Genomic DNA, 4,315 nt, shown 5'->3' on the forward strand with positions numbered 1-4,315 from the left:
TCTAATTCTTTGAGAACCATTGTTTTAAATGTGCAAAAACATTGTCTATCGCATCCATGAGGCGGGCAAAATCGAGGATCAACAAAAAGAGAAAAAAAGCTATCCACTTCATCAAGCGAGACATCATTTTTACACTTTGGTAGGTGATGATCATTTCTTGAAGCATCTCTTTTTCTGCTTCTGTGAGTTCGGTGGTTTTTTTAGTGTTTTTCCTAACCATGTTTCCACCCACACAAGCACTCACCCTGCTTGTTATGCTTTAAGATCTCTCTTGCTAGGTTTGAACTGATGGCATTTAAATCTTGCCGGTTTAAATAAATAGGCAACCACCCAACACAAGAAGAAACGACTTTATTTGTCGCGCAACCAGTCAGAGAGAGCAGCGCGCACATCAGCATCACTTTTCTGATTAATTTCATTTTCTACCTCAAGCCGTGCTGTTGCTGCCTTTAGCGCATTTTCTGTTTGCTTTTGCTGTTCAACCTTCTTTCCAAGGGTAAAGGCTCTTGCTAAGGCAATAAAAAAAGCGGCTAAAGCCGCACCAGTTAGCATCAGATTTCTTTTCATCCATAAGATCATAGGCGATGTTCCTGAAAGCGTTTAGCAACAAAGAAAAGTCCCGTACAGGCTGCTAAAATCATAATGGTTGCCAAAGCCCATTGGATGGGACCATTGCCTGCAAAAAAACCGCCAAGCCCTGAGAAAGAACCAATAATCGGTGCAAGGGCTTCTACTTTAAAAAATCCCGTTGGTGCTTGTGTTTCGACTGTTTGATAGTTGGAGGAAACATAAGCCCCTTTTGCCCATAGCCCTGCTTCTGCTGCACGTCGATGTACAAGACCTCGTAAACGTTTTCCACCCGCTTTTGTCCATTTCTGCAATTCAGTTGGTACAGCTTCATAATCACCCCGATTAAGCCTTTTAAGCAGTGTGGAGTTTTCGAAAGCTGTCACACCTACATTATAACAAAAAGAAACAAGAGCGCCAAACTGCTCGTCGCTTAACTTCACACAAACCGCTTTTTCTACCGCCCTCTCATATTGCCGCAAATCTGCTAAAAGCATGGTTTCAGCTTTTTTTTCTGTAATCACCATGCCCTCAACAACCGCTGGTTGACCAGTTTTCCCGGTATGTCCATAACCAATCGTCCACACACCAGAGACATCTTGATAAGCCTGCAAGCGCAAACCTTCCCACTTTTTTAAACAGTATAAACAGTCTTCACTTATTTTCCGTGCCATTGCTTTATTCCATCCTATAAATATATCTTTATCAGTACTGCCCCGTCACCGCCATCGCCGCTTGATGAGACTGTTGCATCTTTACCAGGAAAATATCCACCACCGCCGCCATGTCCACCGTAACTCCCTTTGCCACCTTTGCCACCCCACATACTATGTCCCCCCTCGCCTCCACCGACTCCACTATCGTGGCCACCTCTTCCACCCACCGCCGCCGCCGCCATAAATACTGTTTCCACCGCGTCCCCCAATACCATTAGCTTCTCTGCCATTCTTACCATCATTACCTCTTCCACCAGAACCACCACCTCCGCCACCTCCATAAACACTGTTGCCACCATCACCACCAGAGACACCCCAACCACCACGGCTACTCCAGTTACCAGAGGAATCATGTCCCCCTTTACCTCCATCACCACCTTTTCCACCAGAACCGCCGCAGCCATAAATACTGCTTCCACCACGACCACCAATGCCACCATGTCCACCATCTAGACTATCACTACCGGTTCCGCCATAGCCACCATCACCACCACGACCGCCATTGGATAAAAAATTGTCTCCACCGTTCCCCCCTTTAGCACCATCTCTACCAATGCCACCGCGCCCCCCCTTACCGCCTTTACCGCCGATACAGCCAATACCGCCTCCTCTGTCATAACTTAATCCGGTATCGTCAGGACCTTGAACACCGTCAATACCACCTTGGGAAGATTTCCCTCCTCCACCTAAAGCCGTAATAAAACGACCAACTTCTGTGGAATCACCACTGCTATGGCCATTAGCAACTCCACCTTTTCCAATACGCACTGAACTATTTCCAAGAAATTTTTTCTTTGTTCTTAAATACGTACAACAACCGCCAGCACCACCGTTGCCATCATAAATTTTGTCCCCTGCATTGCCACCACCCCAAGCCCATATTTCAAGTTCAGTATCATCGGTAATTCCTTCGGGCCAAGGAATGTCTCCACTTTCTGTTATGAGAATTTCGACAGGTTTGCTACTCACACTGCTATTGCTCTTTGAGCTATTGGCTTTGATCGAAGCAAGCAAATCGACAGGTGAGATAAGTGCGTCTATTGTTTTTGTGCCATCAATCCAGTCTTGTTTTGCAAGAGGTTGAATGAGATCAACTCGTTTCTGTACACTCTGCGCTGTATCTTGCGCTTTATTCGCCGTCGTTTGTGCAGTTTCAGCAATCGTTTTCGCATCTACAACGTGAGCTTGTGCATCTTTCGCGGTACTTAATGCAACACCTGCAACGTCTTTTGCCTCTCTTGCTGTCTCAAGCCCCTGTTGTGCAGTTTCCTTTGCATGTTGTGCCTCATCTTCAATTTCATCAATTTTTGCAACCTGTGCACGTTCTTCACATGTAAAAATAAGATGCTTTTCCCCTTCTCTCATATTCTCCATATCAAAAGCATCTTTTGCTATTTTGTTTGGATCATAGATTGATTTTGATAAGGCAAAATAATTGATGGTATTTTTCAGCTCTACAGGAGAGATAGGATAATGAACCACTTCATTTCCCGTACGCCACTTTTCCATTGTTGGTCTGTCAGCACTCAACCACTGTAGTTTTAACCTTTCCTCTGTGGTCAAAATCTTTTTGGAAGGCCCCTCATGCATATTTTCCATAGAAAATGCATTTGACCTCACATTGTCGGGATCATATGTAGCTGCCTTCATATCACCAATTCCTAAAGGTGATATTTTTACCCAGCCAGCACCTGATAAAATCGCATTCTCACGGGCTTCACCACTTGCTTCAATATCGTGAATTGTGACCTTATCTTTGTAAGCAAGGGCTCCAATATCTCTCTTTGCAACAGCATCATCAGCCTTTTTCCCTTGAGCAGCGGTCGCAAAATATTCTACCTGATAAGCTGCTGCACTACCAACAGAAATAGGGGCAAGAGCTTTATCGTCTAAAATACCTTCTTTGACTTCTTCTTTTGTTGCTGGAGGCAATTCAAACCTGTGCGTGTGATAGGGGATCGGCATTGCGTTTCATTCCTTAATAAGTTTGTTTTTGGGATTGAGACAGAGACTGCAATTCATCAATAAGCTTTTGCATGGTCTCTATGCGTTTATCTGTTGCTTCTTTATACTCTGCCAAAGCGCTTAAAAGATCACGCTGCACATCGTTTTTGATAAGATCAATAATCTTATTCAATGGCGCATGAACCATTCTATTGCTTGCATAAAAAAGGACGCGGATTTGCTCCGCGTCCGCAATATCATCAATAGCAGACGGATTATTGATCATTCCGAAAACCTTATGTCTTTATAGCATAAACAACTGTTGCATTCACAGGACGCGTTTCTGCTTCGCCTGTTGAAGAAATGGTTACCTTATGCGTGTGCACACCAGCCGGTTTTGTCGTCCCTGCCATGACGCTATAGTGATAAGAAGGGTTTCTTCTACCAATATCATTGGCACTCCATCCCACTCCATTATACTGAAACTCGTGTGTATGCTGTCCTGCTTCTTCAATGGTGGCAACATGTGTATGTGCTTTAATGCTATCTTGCTGTAGTACAGCAAATTTTCTACTTCTGTCTAAGCCACGCCCATCATCAAAGCCGCGCAAAAACATTCCTCTAAAGTCAGGAACTTTAAAAGTTGTATCGCTGTCTTTTCCCCATTGATCACCTATTGCTTTAAACAATTGCGGATAATCTTTGCGTTCATAAGTAGCACCATCACATAAAACCCAACCGCTTGGTACTTCTCGCATAGCAAAGGTCGCTATAAATCCTGCAGGAAAAGTTTCTACCTTTGGTGGTGGAATGGGAGTAGGATTTAACAGATACCAGCCATTAAGATCTTTTGTTGATGCGCCATCATTATAGACGATTTCATAAATGCCCCCTGTTTGTAACTCACCGCCTGTCAATGATACTATCCCCGTGCTGGTGGATTTGTAGAGTGGCTTTGCTCCTATATTATTTATGTTTATTGTTGTCGTGCCAATATTCATACCACGCGCCTTAAAGCGGATAATGATATCATTTTTGTATTTTGCTATCGGCGAAACCGTCGTCAACGTGATTGATGTTGTTTGTTC

8 protein-coding genes are annotated in these 4,315 nt (G+C 44.0%); all 8 read right to left on the minus strand.

What is annotated here, in order from left to right:
• Position 1 precedes the first annotated feature (1 nt).
• On the minus strand, positions 2-220 hold the full coding sequence (locus J7R10_RS07710; RefSeq protein ID WP_010704918.1) for a hypothetical protein: 219 nt from the start codon (positions 218-220) through the stop codon (positions 2-4).
• Positions 213-419 (minus strand): hypothetical protein, encoded by a 207-nt coding sequence (locus J7R10_RS10025; RefSeq protein ID WP_026501287.1) that lies wholly within the window; start codon positions 417-419, stop codon positions 213-215. The genes J7R10_RS07710 and J7R10_RS10025 overlap by 8 nt, the downstream gene beginning before the upstream one ends.
• Positions 352-579 (minus strand): hypothetical protein, encoded by a 228-nt coding sequence (locus J7R10_RS07715; protein WP_010704917.1) that lies wholly within the window; start codon positions 577-579, stop codon positions 352-354. The genes J7R10_RS10025 and J7R10_RS07715 overlap by 68 nt, the downstream gene beginning before the upstream one ends.
• Positions 576-1,241 carry a lysozyme gene (locus tag J7R10_RS07720; protein ID WP_208436412.1) on the minus strand — a complete coding sequence of 222 codons (666 nt, stop codon included), beginning with the start codon at positions 1,239-1,241 and terminating at the stop codon, positions 576-578. The genes J7R10_RS07715 and J7R10_RS07720 overlap by 4 nt, the downstream gene beginning before the upstream one ends.
• A gap of 14 nt (positions 1,242-1,255) precedes the next feature.
• Positions 1,256-1,480, minus strand: a complete 225-nt coding sequence (locus J7R10_RS07725) for a hypothetical protein (protein WP_208436413.1) — start codon at positions 1,478-1,480, stop codon at positions 1,256-1,258.
• On the minus strand, positions 1,425-3,248 hold the full coding sequence (locus J7R10_RS07730) for a hypothetical protein (protein WP_208436414.1): 1,824 nt from the start codon (positions 3,246-3,248) through the stop codon (positions 1,425-1,427). Before J7R10_RS07730 ends, J7R10_RS07725 begins: the two co-directional genes overlap by 56 nt.
• A 13-nt stretch (positions 3,249-3,261) precedes the next feature.
• On the minus strand, positions 3,262-3,513 hold the full coding sequence (locus J7R10_RS07735; RefSeq protein WP_004865465.1) for a hypothetical protein: 252 nt from the start codon (positions 3,511-3,513) through the stop codon (positions 3,262-3,264).
• Positions 3,514-3,523: 10 nt separating this feature from the next.
• On the minus strand, positions 3,524-4,315 hold a 792-nt coding region (locus J7R10_RS07740; protein ID WP_208436415.1), incomplete at its 5' end, for a tail fiber protein.

Origin of the sequence: Bartonella vinsonii subsp. berkhoffii ATCC 51672 (genome assembly GCF_902825225.1) — a bacterium.
Lineage (GTDB): Bacteria > Pseudomonadota > Alphaproteobacteria > Rhizobiales > Rhizobiaceae > Bartonella > Bartonella berkhoffii.

What these genes read in the sequence shown, in the direction of transcription:
- J7R10_RS07735 (WP_004865465.1), bottom strand. Translation starts at nt 3,513, where the DNA reads ATGATCAATAATCCGTCTGCTATTGATGATATTGCGGACGCGGAGCAA.
- J7R10_RS07710 (WP_010704918.1), bottom strand. Translation starts at nt 220, where the DNA reads ATGGTTAGGAAAAACACTAAAAAAACCACCGAACTCACAGAAGCAGAA.
- J7R10_RS07715 (WP_010704917.1), bottom strand. Translation starts at nt 579, where the DNA reads ATGATCTTATGGATGAAAAGAAATCTGATGCTAACTGGTGCGGCTTTA.
- J7R10_RS07730 (WP_208436414.1), bottom strand. Translation starts at nt 3,248, where the DNA reads ATGCCGATCCCCTATCACACGCACAGGTTTGAATTGCCTCCAGCAACA.
- J7R10_RS07720 (WP_208436412.1), bottom strand. Translation starts at nt 1,241, where the DNA reads ATGGCACGGAAAATAAGTGAAGACTGTTTATACTGTTTAAAAAAGTGG.
- J7R10_RS10025 (WP_026501287.1), bottom strand. Translation starts at nt 419, where the DNA reads ATGAAATTAATCAGAAAAGTGATGCTGATGTGCGCGCTGCTCTCTCTG.